The organism is Ottowia sp. VDI28, from assembly GCF_049532675.1.
GTDB lineage: Bacteria > Pseudomonadota > Gammaproteobacteria > Burkholderiales > Burkholderiaceae_C > Ottowia.
The window spans coordinates 2,512,004-2,526,239 of the sequence record NZ_CP149820.1 but is presented as its reverse complement, the minus strand read 5'-3'; the positions used below and the strand labels follow the sequence as shown (position 1 = coordinate 2,526,239).

The 14,236-nt window shown below is 62.2% G+C and carries 11 protein-coding genes; 6 read left to right on the top strand and 5 right to left on the bottom strand.

The window, feature by feature from the left end:
• Positions 1-105: 105 nt before the first annotated feature.
• Together purD and WJU18_RS12075 are read right to left on the bottom strand one after the other, a co-directional pair.
• Positions 106-1,410 carry a phosphoribosylamine--glycine ligase gene (gene purD / locus WJU18_RS12080; protein ID WP_423460290.1) on the bottom strand — a complete coding sequence of 435 codons (1,305 nt, stop codon included), beginning with the start codon at positions 1,408-1,410 and terminating at the stop codon, positions 106-108.
• An 8-nt stretch (positions 1,411-1,418) separates the two neighbouring features.
• Complete coding sequence (locus WJU18_RS12075; protein ID WP_423460289.1) at positions 1,419-2,144, bottom strand: YebC/PmpR family DNA-binding transcriptional regulator; 726 nt, start codon at positions 2,142-2,144, stop codon at positions 1,419-1,421.
• A 203-nt stretch (positions 2,145-2,347) separates the two neighbouring features.
• Between WJU18_RS12075 and WJU18_RS12070 the strand changes: the two genes are divergently transcribed.
• The 4 genes from WJU18_RS12070 (at position 2,348) to upp (ending at position 8,370) form a co-directional block, all read left to right on the top strand.
• Entirely contained in the window at positions 2,348-3,937 is a 1,590-nt protein-coding gene (locus tag WJU18_RS12070) for a hypothetical protein (protein WP_423460288.1), read from the top strand.
• Between the two features lie 50 nt (positions 3,938-3,987).
• Entirely contained in the window at positions 3,988-5,856 is a 1,869-nt protein-coding gene (locus WJU18_RS12065) for a hypothetical protein (protein WP_423460287.1), read from the top strand.
• Positions 5,857-6,157: 301 nt separating this feature from the next.
• Complete coding sequence (locus WJU18_RS12060; protein WP_423460286.1) at positions 6,158-7,672, top strand: helicase HerA-like C-terminal domain-containing protein; 1,515 nt, start codon at positions 6,158-6,160, stop codon at positions 7,670-7,672.
• Between the two features lie 59 nt (positions 7,673-7,731).
• A complete protein-coding gene (upp, locus tag WJU18_RS12055) occupies positions 7,732-8,370 on the top strand; it encodes a uracil phosphoribosyltransferase (protein ID WP_423460285.1) in 639 nt (212 codons plus the stop codon).
• Between the two features lie 247 nt (positions 8,371-8,617).
• Here the strand turns inward: upp and msrA are convergent, their stop codons facing one another.
• Positions 8,618-9,184: a peptide-methionine (S)-S-oxide reductase MsrA gene (gene msrA, locus WJU18_RS12050; protein WP_423460284.1), complete on the bottom strand. Its 567-nt coding sequence runs from the start codon at positions 9,182-9,184 to the stop codon at positions 8,618-8,620.
• Positions 9,185-9,701: 517 nt separating this feature from the next.
• Between msrA and WJU18_RS12045 the strand changes: the two genes are divergently transcribed.
• The gene (locus tag WJU18_RS12045; RefSeq protein ID WP_423460283.1) at positions 9,702-11,453 is read left to right on the top strand and encodes a hypothetical protein; all 1,752 of its coding nucleotides are present in this window, start codon (positions 9,702-9,704) and stop codon (positions 11,451-11,453) included.
• 6 nt (positions 11,454-11,459) lie between these two features.
• Here the strand turns inward: WJU18_RS12045 and WJU18_RS12040 are convergent, their stop codons facing one another.
• Positions 11,460-12,353 carry a LysR family transcriptional regulator gene (locus WJU18_RS12040; protein WP_423460282.1) on the bottom strand — a complete coding sequence of 298 codons (894 nt, stop codon included), beginning with the start codon at positions 12,351-12,353 and terminating at the stop codon, positions 11,460-11,462.
• Between the two features lie 102 nt (positions 12,354-12,455).
• Here WJU18_RS12040 and WJU18_RS12035 point away from each other — a divergent pair, with 102 nt between their 5' ends.
• A complete protein-coding gene (locus WJU18_RS12035) occupies positions 12,456-13,643 on the top strand; it encodes an acyl-CoA dehydrogenase (protein WP_423460281.1) in 1,188 nt (395 codons plus the stop codon).
• Positions 13,644-13,757: 114 nt separating this feature from the next.
• Here WJU18_RS12035 and WJU18_RS12030 read toward each other — a convergent pair whose 3' ends face one another.
• Entirely contained in the window at positions 13,758-14,222 is a 465-nt protein-coding gene (locus WJU18_RS12030) for an EVE domain-containing protein (protein ID WP_423460280.1), read from the bottom strand.
• Positions 14,223-14,236: the final 14 nt, after the last annotated feature.

The window sequence follows — 14,236 nt, the reverse complement described above, 5'->3', positions numbered from 1 at the left end:
GCCATTCAGTTCAAACGGCCGCGGAGCAGGCCATTCACGAACCACCGCGGAGCTGGCTTTGCAAGGCCGCTGGTGGTGTCCCCTTGGGGGAAGGCGCCAAGCGCCTCAGGGGGTAGCATGTTTTATCGCGCGATAGCCAATGTCACGCCGGTATTGCATGCCGTCGAAATGAATGCCGCGAGCCACGTCGTAAGCCCTGGCTTGCGCCTGCTTCACCGAATCAGCCAGGACGGTCACGCAGAGCACCCTGCCGCCTGAGGTACGCACCTCGTCGCCTTCCAGCACGGAGCCGGCGTGAAACACCACGGCATCGTCCTCGGGCTTGGGCAGGCCTGTGATCAGGTCGCCCTTCTTGGGGTTTTGCGGATAACCGCCAGCCGCCATGACCACGCCCAGCGCGGCACGGCGGTCCCATTCGAGTTCCACGGTATCGAGCTTGCCCGAGGTGGCCGCCATCATGACGTCCACCAGGTCGGATTTGAGCCGCATCATGATCGGCTGGGTCTCCGGATCGCCCATGCGGCAATTGAATTCCAGCGTCTTGGGCTTGCCTTCATGGTCGATCATCAGGCCGGCATACAGGAAGCCGGTGAAACCGATGCCATCCTTGTCCATGCCACGGATCGTGGGCAGGATGATTTCGCGCATCGCCCGGGCATGTACCTGGGGCGTGACCACGGGCGCGGGCGAATAAGCGCCCATGCCCCCGGTGTTCGGCCCTTCGTCATGGTCTTTCAGGCGCTTGTGGTCCTGGCTGGTGGCCAGCGCGGCCACGTTCTTGCCATCGCACATCACGATGAAGCTGGCTTCCTCGCCCTGCAGGAATTCTTCGATCACCACGCGGGGAACGGCCACGCCATCAGCGCCCGCGTTGTGCGACACGCCGAAGGTGTTGGCCTCGAGCATGTCGGCCACGGCGGCATGCGCTTCTTCCAGCGTCTGGGCCACGACCACGCCTTTGCCGGCCGCCAGGCCGTCGGCCTTGACGACGATCGGCGCGCCGATCTTGTCGACGTAGGCATGCGCGGCGGTGGCATCAGTAAAGGTTTCGAAGCGCGCGGTAGGAATGCCGTGGCGCTGCATGAAACTCTTGCTGAACGCCTTGGAGCTTTCCAGCTGCGCGGCGGCGGCCGTGGGGCCAAAAATGCGCAGCCCGTGGGCGCGGAAATCGTCCACCACGCCCGCAGCGAGCGGCTGCTCGGGGCCCACCACGGTGAGCGCGATCTTCTCGGCCAGCGCCCAGTCGCGCAGTGCCGCCAGATCGGTGATGGGGACGTTTTCCAGTGTGGGCGAGAGCGCGGTGCCGCCGTTGCCCGGGGCCACATAGACCTGCTGCACCTTGGGCGATTGCGACAGCTTCCAGGCCAAGGCGTGCTCGCGGCCGCCAGAACCGATAACCAGGATTTTCAAGGGAGGCCTTATTCGCCTATCACGGCGTTGTGGAACACGTCTTGCACGTCGTCCAGATCTTCGATGATGTCGAGAAGTTTTTGCATCTTTGCGGCGTCCTCACCCGTGAGTTCTATGGTGTTTTCAGCGCGCATGGTGACTTCCGCGATCTCGGGCGTGAGGCCCGCGGCTTCCAGGGCGTTTTTCACGGCTTCGAAGGCGGAAGGGTCGGTCAGGACCTCGATGGCGCCCTCCTCATCGGTGATCACGTCGTCGGCACCGGCTTCCAGGGCGACTTCCATCACTTTGTCCTCGCTGGTGCCGGGGGCAAAGATCAACTGGCCGACATGCTTGAACTGGAAGGCCACCGAGCCTTCGGTGCCCATGTTGCCGCCGTGCTTGCTGAACGCGTGGCGGACTTCGGCCACGGTGCGCACGCGGTTGTCGGTCATGGTGTCGACAATGATGGCGGCGCCGCCGATGCCGTAACCCTCGTAGCGGATTTCCTCGTAGCTCACGCCCTCGAGGTTGCCCGTGGCTTTGTCGATGTTGCGCTTGACGGTGTCGGCCGGCATGTTCGCGGCCTTCGCTTTCTCGATTGCCAGACGCAGGCGCGGGTTGGCGGTGGGGTCACCGCCGCCGGTGCGCGCAGCCACCATGATCTCGCGTACGACACGCGTCCAGATGCGCTGGCGCTTCTCGTCCTGCCTGCCCTTGCGGTGCTGGATGTTTGCCCATTTGCTATGGCCGGCCAAAGATGTTCCCCTAGAAATATTGAATGCCGAAAGCGTGATTTTACTTTTCAGCCGGAGGACTGGCCACCGAGGGGGCGATCAGGGCCTATCAAGGCACTCATCTGCAGCCCTGTAGCCCGAACGGGCCACATACAAAAAGAAAGCAAATGTATACGCTAAGGGCCACGTCACCCTGCCGCGCCACCTTACCGCAAGACGAAGACATGACGACCGACCCGACGCTCCCCGAGGCTCCCCCTGCCAGGCGGCGGCATATCTTGAGTGTGGCGTCAGCGCTGGTGTGGATGCCGGCTTACAGCCTGCTCGGAGGCTGCGGCGGCGGCAATGACGACGAAGGAGGTGCCGACCCCGCCACGGAAGAGCCTGTGACACAAGGCCCCCCAGGCGTGGTGCGCCCCACGTTCAGCCGCACGATGACCATCCGTCTGAACAACGCCACAACCGATACCGAACTTAGCTTCAGCGACCCTCAAGCGAGTTCCGGCTCGGTTCCTCAGGCGGATTTCGGCGATGGCGCCTCCATGCTGACACCAGCCGCCCAAGGCACCGTGATCGCCCGCAACAACGGAAGCTGCACCGGCACATTCGGCCTCAAAAGCGGCACCGAGCTTGGCTTCGCGGTGAAGTATGACCACCCTTCCGGCCCTGGATCGACTACGGTCACCCTCACGCCCGCGACGGGTTTTGTGGCTGGAGCCAACGCGGAAACGTTTCCGGGCCACCACTCGGTCGCCAAGATCAATCTTTACCGCGGCGTCAAAAATGGCAACGGCGCCTGGGTCGTGCCGCTAGGCCTTCTGAACACGCCGGCCTGGAACAATTCACAGGATTTCCTCAACAGCATGTACGCAACGGGGGTACGTGATGTCTCGGTGATCCATGGCGCCTATGGTGACACCGATGCCGCGACCGGCCTCGCGCCCATGGCGGATTTCACGGGCGGCCAATGGCTTCGCATCGTGGATCTTTGGCAAGCCCATTGGCTGAATGCCGGCGGCGGCACCCTTGTTCCGCCAGACGATATCAAGATCCTGGACCTTCTCAGAAGCTACATCGACACCGCAGCCAGCAACGGGCCACTGGTTCTGTGGGTGCCGCAGCTTCGCTACCGGCCCGGAACCGAGCCGGCGGCCTATGAACTGCGGGGTTACCGTGCCTTTCCCATGCGGGACGGCAGCGGATGGAGCAGCGCGGCCGTCACGGCATTTTTGCGCCTGCTGGTCTCGGGCGCGCACCTGGTGGCCATTTGCGCGGCGCGCGATCTGCCGGCGGGGGTCACTGTGCAGGCGTTCGACCGTGTCCTGGAAAACAGCGGGCTGCCCACCCGCGGACACCCCGGCAATTCGCATTACGCCAGCGTGGTCAATACCACCGGCCGGTATTACCTGACCGCCCACGACGACTTTGCCCCGGAAGATTGCGGGCTGCTGGGAGCCCTGGTCACGGGGCGCACAGTCAACAGCACCCTGATCGGCCAAGGGGCCTACAACAGCTTCATCCAGCTCGAAGGCTGGCAGGCGATCTCGAAACGGCACAACGCGGACTATGGCAGCCACGAGAAAACGCTCTGGAACATCTCTACCTTCGGCGCCAGCGTTCACAGCGAAAAGCGCGCCACATCGGTGTTCCTGGCGCCTGCGGGCTGGACACCCCGGCCATACCAGACCACTTGCATGATGCCCTACGTGGGGGCTTACGCCGTATCAGCCGGCCAGCCCCAAGGCTGGCTGCGCCACGACCTCGTATCGGTGCCGGCGGATGCGCCGGCGTTGCCACCGCAATTCATCGGTTGAAGCGCCACCCGACCAGCCCCAACGAACACCTCTTCGCCCAGGAGACCACCATGCCCCTATGCTCAACTCCACTTCGAACCACCCGCTTCTGGACCGCGCTGGCCTTGTCCGGCGCCCTGGTCCTGGGCGCTTGTGGCGGAGACGACGGCCCGCCCGCTTCTTCGCTCGAAGACGAGGATACGTCGGTTGTGGCCAGCGACCTGCCGGCCCTGACATTGGCCGAGCATTCCTACGAAAGCATCGTGGCCGACGCCCGCCTTGGGCGCCTGGTACATGCCAGTTTCGGAGCGGAAAACCAGGTGGCGCTGGACCGGATCCAGCGCTACTTCACGCAGCAGGCCGCCTTCACGAGCGCCGCGGACCTGCGCACTGGCGACGTCCTGGTCGTAGATGGGAGCAAGGTGACACCCAATGACATGGGCGGCGCCGATCAACTGGCAGCCAGTGCGTTTGCCGCGCAAGTGCCGATCATCGTCGTGGGCTTCAGTGACGCGCTGGAAGAGGCCCTGCATGCGCTGCTGCCCACAGCCACCGTCACGGGGTTCAACAGCCTGGCGCTGATCCTGCCGCCACGGCCGGGATATCCCTGGAGCGACGGAGCCGTCGTACTGACCTCATCCCAGGGTGATGACACCACCCTCACGGTCACCCGCAACTCACTCGACCAGTTTGCCCGCGAGCTGCGGGACTACCGGGCGTCTCGTGACGCCGCCACATCTTCGTCGAGCCTGCAAAAGGCCGGCTCGGATCCAGGGGCCAATCAATGCAGCACGAACAACGATCCGGCCGCCTGCAACTATGTGAAGCAGACCACGCTGGGGCGCATGACGATCACCGAACCCTTCGTCTACACCGGCCTCAACCAATTCACCAGCTGCATGAGCCGTGACTGGCAGCCCTACGATACCTATGAAACCTGGGCCTGGTCACGCACCTATGCGGGGTATACCAGCTACAACGCCGCCGAGTACTTCGAGCCGCAATGTCCTCAGCAGGTCTGGAATTTCTATCCGATCCTCTATCTCACCTACGCTATCGATCCCGCCACGAACAAGCTCACGCTGCCCAGCCGGGTCCTGTATCTCGCGGCAAATGCCAGCCTCGACCCCCGGGTCGCCGACAAGAACAACAACGTGTATGGGTGGTACCAGACGCGGCATAGTCTGGAAGTGCTGCCGGATCCTGCCTTCACCACCGGGAGCGATCCTGACGCATCGCCGCCGAAACGCGGCCTGATCTGGCTGGACAACACGCCGAAAACCCAGAACAACCAGACGACGCAAAGCGACACCGCCGGCTGGTCGCTCAACGGCAAGATCAGCGGTGGTTCGAGCGGGGGGAAGCCCACGGGCGGAGCAGAGTTCGGTTGGAGCGTCAGCTATAGCCACACCACCACCAACACCATCTCCGACTGGAAATTGCTGGACAACACGGATCCCGCGGCAGGCATCTGGCGCTTTGATTTCCAGCAGGCTTCGCCGTACCCGGTGGACGACTCCGCCTCTGCCGACTGCGCCAGCATGGGGAATTTCCTGTTTACCTGGTCAGGGACCCATTGCCATGCGCTGCCTCAGCACGTGATCACCGACAAGATCAAGGATCTTTCGTTCAACACGGCCGCTTTGCAAGGGTTGATGGTGTGGGATCTCGGATCAGACAACAACGGCCGGGACACCATGTATTTGACCGTCAATACCAAATCGTGGTTTGACTCAGCGGGCTGTGCGCGCCTGACCAAGAAAAGCAAACAAAGCTGGCCTGGCAACAATTTTGCGCCTCCAAGCTATCTCAAGGACGCGAACTGCGCGGGCAACCAATCCTTGCCTCCCAACAGCGGCACCTGGTATGAGCGCGCGCGGCGTGATTTCTCGAACAAACTCAAGATCAATTTGAATCTGCTGGAGATTCCGAAAGATTAGGAGCGTGTTTATGTTCCAAGCAACATGAATCGATTATTGCCCCTGGATGATTGAGCAACGAGATTCGTCATTCCCGCGCAGGCGGGAATCCAGTGCCTCCTGGGAGCGCCGCCGCTGGATTCCCGCCTGCGCGGGAATGACGGAAGATTGTCGAGCTAGAGATACACATTGAGTTGCCACGATCCACGTTTAGGCACGCCCACCCAAAGCACCAGCTACGCTGGCTATACTCTTTTCGCCAGGAAACTTGCCCCCGCGCAGCCTGCGCGGCGGCTCTTCATTGACGTCTACGAGTAGCCCCATGTCTGCCCTGCCCCTGCTGATCGCCCAACACGGCGAAATCGAATGCGCCATCCTGCCCGGTCTGGCCAACCGCCATGGCCTGATCACAGGCGCCACCGGGACCGGCAAAACGGTCACCCTGCAAAAGCTGGCCGAATCCTTCTCTGAAATCGGCGTGCCCGTGTTCATGAGCGACGTGAAGGGGGATCTTTCCGGCATCAGCCAGAAGGGCCAGATCGGCGAGAAGATGGCGGCCATCCTGAAGGAGCGCGGCCTGCCGGCACCGGAGTCCACGGCCTGCCCCGTGACTTTCTGGGACGTTTTCGGAGAGCAGGGCCACCCCGTGCGCGCCACCATCTCCGACATGGGGCCACTGCTGCTGGGCCGCATGCTCGACCTGAATGAAACCCAATCGGGCGTGCTGAACCTGGTTTTCAAGATCGCCGACGACAACGGCATGCTGCTGCTCGATCTGAAAGACCTGCGTGCCATGCTGCAGTACGTGGGAGAAAATGCGAAGGAATTCACCACGCAGTACGGCAACATCAGCGCGGCCAGCGTGGGCGCCATTCAGCGCGGCCTGATGCAGATCGAGAGCCAGGGCGGAGACAAGTTCTTTGGCGAGCCCATGCTCAACATCCAGGACATGATGCAGACCTCCGGCGGCAAGGGAGTGGTGAACGTTCTGGTGGCGGACAAGCTGCTCACGGCGCCGCGCCTGTATGCCACCTTCCTGCTGTGGATGCTCTCGGAACTGTTCGAGCAGTTGCCCGAAATCGGTGATCCTGAAAAGCCGAAGATGCTGTTCTTCTTCGATGAAGCGCATCTCTTGTTCAACGATGCGCCCAAGATATTGCTCGAACGGATCGAGCTGGTGGTGCGGTTGGTGCGTTCCAAGGGTGTGGGGGTCTATTTCGTCACGCAGAACCCGATCGACGTGCCTGACACCGTGCTGGCCCAGTTGGGCAACCGCGTACAGCATGCCTTGCGCGCCTTCACTCCGCGGGATCAGAAAGCCGTGAAAGCCACGGCCCAGACCATGCGGGGCAACCCGAAGCTGGATGTCGAAACCGCGATCACGGAGCTTGGCACCGGCGAAGCGCTGGTCAGCTTCCTGGATGAAAAAGGCCGCCCGGGCATCACCGAGCGCGTGTTCGTCATTCCGCCGGGCAGCCAGATCGGCCCGGTCACCGAGGCCGAGCGGCAAGCGATCATCGCCAATTCGCTGGTGGCCGGCGTCTACGAAAAAGCGGTGGATCGTGAATCCGCCTATGAAGTGCTGCAGGCGCGCGCGGGCACCGACAAGGGCCAGGGCGCCAACGCAGGTTCGGGCGGAGCACTCAACAAAGCCGAAGGCAGCGACATGATGGACATGGCCAAGGACATCCTGTTCGGCAGCACCGGCCCCCGCGGAGGCAAGCGCGATGGCCTGGTGCAAACCATGGCCAAATCAGCAGTGCGGACCATGGGCACCACGGCTGGGCGCCAGATCCTGCGCGGCGTGCTGGGGAGCCTGTTCGGCGGCAAGCGCTGACCGTCAGCACCATCTGCACTGTCACAATATCTGGTTTTCAAGAAGAACAAGCTGTCACCATGCCCCAAGTCCATCACGTCACTCATCCGCTCGTCCAGCACAAGCTCACGCTGATGCGCATGAAAGACTCCAGCAGCAACAGCTTCCGCACGCTCTTGAACGAGTTGGCGGCGCTGATGGCCTATGAGGTGACACGGGACATGCCGGTGGTTGATGTCGAGATCGAAACACCGATGGAGACCATGCACAGCCCCATGATCGACGGCAAGAAGCTGACTTTTGCCTCAATCCTGCGCGCCGGCAACGGCATGATCGACGGCCTGCTCTCGGTGGTGCCCAATGCGCGTGTAGGCCACGTGGGGCTGTACCGGGACCCTGCCACGCTGCAGGCGGTGGAATACTATTTCAAGATGCCTGCCGACATGGAGGAGCGCGATGTGATCGTGGTTGATCCCATGCTGGCCACCGGCAATTCCGCAGCGGCTGCGGTGACGAAGATCAAATCCACCAAGCCGCGCTCGATCAAGTTCCTGTGTTTGCTGGCGGCACCCGAGGGCATCCGTACGCTGCACGAAGCGCACCCGGACGTGCCCATCTACACGGCAGCCATTGATCGTGGTTTGAACGACCATGGCTACATCGTGCCTGGTCTCGGCGATGCGGGAGATCGGATTTTGGGACGAGATAGATCCCCCTGAGTCGCCTTCGGCGCCTTCCCCCAGGGGGACGCTGCCAGCAGCCGGGCCAAGCCCGCTCCGCGGCAGCACTTGCATGGCCTGCTCCGCGGCCTTCTGACTTGGTAGGTTGGATTGACTCCCTCTCCCTCTGGGAGAGGGTTGGGGTGAGGGCAAGCGGCGGATCACTGAGTTCCCTGAGGCGCTAACGCGCCCCTCACCAGAAAAACACCCGCCGGCCGTGCCTACTCCACGGCCTCCCCGGCCAGCATCAGGCCTTGGCCAAATCGCGGAAGGTCTTGCGGAATTTGGTGACTTTGGGGGCCGCTACCGCCATGCAGTAGCCTTGCGTGGGGTTGCGCTCGAAAAAGTCCTGGTGGTAGTCTTCAGCGGGCCAATAGTCGGCCAGGGGCTTGATTTCGGTCACGATCGGCTCATCGAACAGCCCTTCACGTGCAGCCTCTTCCACCAGCTTCTGGGCCACTTGCTGCTGCTCGGGTGTGGTGAAGTAGATACCGCTGCGGTATTGCGTGCCGATGTCGTTGCCCTGCCGGTTGAGCTGCGTCGGATCGTGGACGACGAAGAAAATCTCCAGAACCTGCCGCGTGCTGATCACAGCCGGATCGTATTCGAGCTTGACGACTTCCACCGAGCCGGTACGGCCGGTGCATACCTGTTCATAGCTCGGTCTCTCCGCCTGGCCGTTGCTGTAACCTGACTCGACGTCAGTGATACCGCGCACCTCCTTGTAAACAGCTTCGGTGCACCAGAAGCAGCCACCACCAAGAACAATGGTTTCTACGGCGGGGTGATTGCCTGGGTTGGACGATTTTTCCACTTTTGACCTTTCTTCCGGGGCATTGGGCCGTCATGGCCGGGGCCCCTGACTGACGTGAACCGCATCACTCTAACGCCTGGCGGGCCCGCGTGGGAAATGGACATGGCATCACCCTGCTCAGGACTCGTTTGGAATCATTCAAGTTGCACCGTGACTCATGCCTATGAACATCAGCGGCGCCCCCTGCGAGGCCGATTGGCAGGCTTGACGGGGCGGCGCCATCTCAAGAATCAATTACCCCAAGGATCTTCAAATGCTGCCGCACAAGCTTTCCACCCATACCAGGCATCACACCCACCGCCCGGCCTGTCCGGAGAAAAATTCACCCAAACATTTCGAACATGGACACCGCAGGTCCAAAAGCTGTTCGGTGGCCACAAGCAACCTCATACGGCCCGGCTTGATTTCAGCCGCGGAATTCACGGGGCTGGAAAACATCAGAACCATTGCCCAGAGACGAAGCGGCGAACCTGAACTCCCACCCCATTTGCCCTCTTCGGCCGGAGAAGACTTTCTCATGGTCAGCACGGCTTCAAATATCTATGAGCCGGGCTATTTTCATGCGGGGCTGGGCCTGATTAAAAACTCCATTTTCGATACGGCAGCCTTGATCGAAAATGCCGCAGCGGCAAGGCAGAAACTTCTCGAAGAAGAATATGTCAGCAGAAATGAAAGACTGATCGCCATCCTGAAGACACCTTGCGGAGCCTCCATTGCCCACAATGAATATATTGTTGACCTGCTCCTCAATCACACCCAGAGGAGCGGAGAAGAAAACCGATTCGACCGGGCCTACATCTCTGAGTTGGTCACCGTTGGCGAGAATATTGCCAAAGCCTTGTCCAGCCTCGACAGAACCCAAGCAGGTGCCGAGCTGACTGTCGCTGCCGGGCCGGAAACCCTGGTGGTGGAAAGCAATATCTACACCGTGCGCGCGCTGTGCTGGTACATGATGGGCGTTGCGGCCTCGCAAGATTTCGCGCGCCATGTCGGGCGCGATTTCAGCACAAGCGAGATGACCACGTCTGGATCCTTCATCATGAAAGATCCAGACAATCGGATTTATAACTTTCTCAATCACTGTGCCAGTGCGGTTACTCGCACGTCCACACATTACTCCGAGCGCCTGGGCCACGACGACAGTTTCAGCTTCCTTGGTTTCATTCCAACCTTCGGGGCTCAAATGGCTCAGCGGGGCATTGAGGACTACCGGTCGCTGCTGCCACTGCCGGGCGGCGCGCTGCTGTTCGACAAGCTGAAACCGGGAGCGGACGGAAAGTCCGAGCTCTTTGTGAAGTTCGAAGCTGCTGGCTGCCCGGGATTCACGGATCCGCAAATCAAGGGCGGATGGCTGGAGGCCATGGGTGTCGCGGCCGCCGCGACCGCACGAAACCTCAAGCACTGCGTGCACTATGTAGATAGCCAATCGCAGGCCAACGCGCACCAATCTCCGGAAATTCTGCGGCAGGAGCATGTGCACAAGGGCGTGCTGGCCCCCGTTTTCACGGAATTCAACCGCCTGCTGGCCGAGTTTCAGAAAACTGGCCTCTTCATGAAAAACTCGGCCTCGGATGCGAAAAGAAATGGTATTTCCACCATGCGCAAGGTGGTGGAGAGCATGATTTCAGCCGCTGAGGAGCACGGCCTGGCCGCCCTGGCAGAAGCCGCCCGTGAGTTGCTTTCAAAAATCAACGAGGAAACCGAACGGCTGGGCCGGTTTTCCGATCGCTTCAACATCGAGCGCCGGGGCGCTGAGGTACATGTCTCGCTGGATCCGGCGGAGGTCCGGGGTGCCGTTGAAGCCCCCATACCCATCAGAAGTGGCCCCGTTGCGCTGGACGAAAGCGAGCCGACGCCAGCCGCGCACGATGCCGGCATGCCCGACATGCGTTCGCAAATCGCGGACGCCTTGTCTGCCAAATTCACCAGCATCTCGCTTTGGGACACAGGCACCCACCTGGCTGCCTCGACAGCGAGCGCAAAGTCTGCTCCGTCGATACAGATAGTGCCCCCGTTGTACCCGACCACCGGCGCCGGCAGCTCACATTCGGCGACGCCGGATGATGCCGAAGCCCCACCCCAAAAAGCCGTGCGTACACGTTCACGCGCGGCCGCAAAGGGCCTGGGCGAACCTGCGCGCAAGGCGCCCGAAAAGGCTCCGGCGAAGAACGAAGCAGCCGCGTACCTCGATTGGAATGCCTTCAAGCTGGATTGGTCCGAACTCTTCAGCCCGGGCCAATGGTGGAACCGCCTGGCCTTCTGGAGATAAGCAACCCTACTGCGTAGCCACTTCCCGCACCGCCGAGAGAAACAACCCCAGTGCGGGTTGGTCCCGGCCTGTTTTCCAAAGGCAGTAGGTTTCATAGCGCGGCCAGTCATGCCGCGCGCCCTTGACGGGGACAAAAGCAGCCCCCCACATACCTGATTGCTGCATGGCCGCGGGCACCAGCGCCACGGCCAGCCCCTGCCCCACCAACGACACCACGCTCAGCCAGTGGTGCAGCTCATGCATGGGGTCTGGCGTAAAACCGGCGGCGCCGCACAGCGCCAGGATGCGGGAGTGATAGTCGGGCGACACCGAGCGCGCCACCAGTGCGAATGGCTGATCGGCCAGCGCCTCCAGCGGAATGGAGCGCCGGCGTGCGAGGGGATGCGTGGCGGGCACGCAGGCCACGAAGGGCTGGCTTGACACCAGAATCTGGGAAAACTCCGCCGGCACCTGGGTGGTATGCACAAAGCCGGCATCCAGCCGTTCGTGGCTCAGATCCAGCAACTGCTCGCTGGAGCTAAGCTCGCGCAGCGCGATTTTCAGGCGCGGGTGTTCGGCCTGAAACCGCTGCAGCATGCGCGGTAAGCCCCTGTACAGCATAGTGCCCGCAAAACCGATTCGAAGGCTCCCGGCTTCACCGCCAGCCACGTCGCGCGCCTCCGCCAAGGCTTGCGCCGCGCGTTCCAAAACCGCCCGGGCGGCCGGGATGAAAGCCTGCCCTGCCGCCGTAAGCCGCACTCCGCGGCTGCTGCGCAGGAACAACGGCGCCCCCACCTCCCCCTCCAGTTGCTGTATGGCGACCGAGAGCGGCGGCTGGCTCAATCCCAGGCGCTCCGCGGCGCGGCCGAAGTGCAGCTCTTCAGCCAGCGCAAGGAAGTAACGCAGATGGCGCAGCTCCATCAATATTTAAAACCTATTCAAGGATCGGTATCTGATATTAGACAACTATTCATGCCGGCGGCAAAATGACGGCTTTGATCTTTTACGCCCGGAGACGCCCAAATGGCTAGCAGCAAGACCGCCTTCAACTGGCAAGACCCTTTCCATCTGACCGATCAGCTGACCGATGATGAGCGCCAGGTGCAGGACGCCGCCCGCGCCTACTGCCAGGAAAAGCTGCTGCCGCGCGTGCAGTTGGCTTTCCGCAACGAGCAGACTGACGCTTCCATTTTCCGTGAGATGGGCGAGCTGGGCCTGCTGGGCGCCACGATCCCTGAAGCCTATGGCGGCGCCGGCCTCAACTATGTGTGCTACGGCCTTGTTGCCCGCGAAGTCGAGCGCGTGGATTCAGGCTACCGCAGCATGATGAGCGTGCAAAGCTCGCTGGTGATGGTGCCCATCAATGAATTCGGCACCGAGGCGCAGAAGAAGAAATACCTGCCCAAGCTGGCCGCTGGCGAGTGGATCGGCTGCTTCGGCCTGACCGAACCCAATCATGGCTCCGACCCTGGCAGCATGATCACCCGCGCGAAGAAGGTGGATGGCGGCTACTCCCTGAGCGGCGCCAAGATGTGGATCACCAACTCCCCCATCGCCGACGTGTTCGTGGTATGGGCCAAGGACGACGGCGGCAAGATCCGCGGGTTCATTCTCGAAAAAGGCTGGAAAGGCCTCTCGGCCCCCGCGGTGCATGGCAAAGTGGGCCTGCGTGCCAGCATCACGGGCGAGATCGTGATGGATGAGGTTTTCGTGCCCGAGGAAAACGCCTTTCCCGAGGTGCGCGGCCTGAAAGGCCCGTTCACCTGCCTGAACAGCGCCCGCTACGGCATCGCCTGGGGCGCCTTGGGTGCAGCCGAGGACTGCTATCTGCGCGCGCGCCAGTATGTGCTGGACCGCAACCAGTTCGGCCGCCCGCTGGCCGCCAACCAGCTCATCCAGAAGAAGCTGGCCGACATGCTGACCGACATCAGCCTGGGGCTGCAGGGCTGCCTGCGCCTGGGCCGGATGAAGGACGAAGGCGTGGCGTCGGTGGAGCTCACCTCCATCCTCAAGCGCAACAGCTGCGGCAAGGCGCTCGATATCGCCCGCATGGCGCGCGACATGATGGGCGGCAACGGCATCAGCGACGAATACGGCGTGGCGCGCCACCTGGTCAACCTGGAGGTGGTCAACACCTACGAAGGCACGCATGACGTGCACGCGCTGATCCTGGGCCGCGCCATCACGGGGATCGCCGCTTTCGCGAACTAACCGTCAAACTTGCCGCCTAGATCGGCCGTCATTCCCGCGCAGGCGGGAATCCAGAGGGCGTTCAAAGGCTGCACTGGATTCCCGCCTGCGCGGGAATGACGGAGAAAATCACCCCTACTTCACCAACGCGGTGACGGCCGCCCACTCCTCGGCCGTCACCGGCGTGATCGAGAGCCGGTTGCCGCGCTGCAGCACGCGCATGCTGCTCAAGGCGGGCGAGTCGCGCATCTCGGCCAGGCTGAGCAGGCGCGTCTTGCGCAGGGCCTGTACATCCAGCAGCAGCCAGCGCGGCGCGTCCTGCTTGGAGGCCTTGTCGTAATACGGTGAATCAGGATCGAACTGCGTCGGATCAGGCCGAGTACCTGACGCCACTCGGGCGATACCGGCAATGCCTGGCTCCGGGCAGCTGGAGTGGTAGAACAGCACGCCATCCCCCACATGCATGGCGTCCCGCATGAAATTGCGTGCCTGGTAGTTGCGCACACCTGTCCACGGCACCGTCTGATCCGGCGCGCCAAGGGCGTCGTCGATGGAGCACTCGTCGGGCTCGGATTTCATCAACCAGTATTGAGAAGGCATGGCGCTCATTGTGA